The organism is Halorubrum sp. SS7 (genome assembly GCF_005435055.1).
Lineage (GTDB): Archaea > Halobacteriota > Halobacteria > Halobacteriales > Haloferacaceae > Halorubrum > Halorubrum salinarum.
Genome location: NZ_SGXV01000192.1, coordinates 1 through 723, shown reverse-complemented (window position 1 = coordinate 723; position 723 = coordinate 1). Strand labels below are relative to the sequence as shown.

Annotated in this window: 1 protein-coding gene; it reads right to left on the bottom strand. The window is 57.1% G+C overall.

Annotation, left to right across the window (positions count from 1 at the left end):
• Positions 1 to 345: ribonucleotide-diphosphate reductase subunit beta (locus tag EXE44_RS17555; RefSeq protein WP_199241263.1), on the bottom strand; the 345-nt coding region annotated here is incomplete at its 3' end.
• Between the last annotated feature and the right edge of the window lie 378 nt (positions 346 to 723).

Sequence of the window (723 nt, the reverse complement as noted above, 5' to 3'; positions counted from 1 at the left end):
CTCGCTTTCCGCGAAGGTCATGCCCACGTTCCCGACCTCGGCTTTGGGCATCTCCTCGTAGATGTCCGACCAGAACGTCTTCACCTGCACCTCGATCTGCGCGATAGCCAACATCGTCCGCTTGATAACCGTCTGCTCGGCGGGCGTCGTGTTGACCTTGAAGTCTTGGACGTCGCCGTCGAAATTAAACTCCGTGTGCACCCAGTAGCTGTTCCGAATCGCCTCGACGTAGTCGAGGAACTCGCTGTACTCGTAGGGCTTCAGCTGCGTTCTCTCCGAGAAAATGTCCGGCTCTGTATCTGCGCCTGTACTCGCGTTCGTGTTTGCGTTTTCGCTTTCACTCATCGCGTCTCAAACATGACCGATTGCGTTGGATTGCCGCTGCCACTGTCTATCGTCAGTCTGGTGAGTCCGACCGCTGTCGTGTCGCTCGGGAGACGGTCTCACAGCGCACCGTGTGTGTAGCCGTGTGAACCGTATCGGACCACACAGACTCCACTGGTATAAGTATTACCAACAAAATTGTAGTACAACAATTTCACTTTCATAGTGGGGAGCGGGGTTGTTCCTCCGATCCACGAACGGGCGGTACGGAGACGGGGACTAAGCAGTGATCTCCGGTTACGGGGGATCGCTACAGTTCTAAACTGGCGGCGTCGAGCCCCCCACGGTAGTCCAAGTGCGAGGACTCAGCCGAACGGTTCGGCGAGAAGCGCGAGCCCG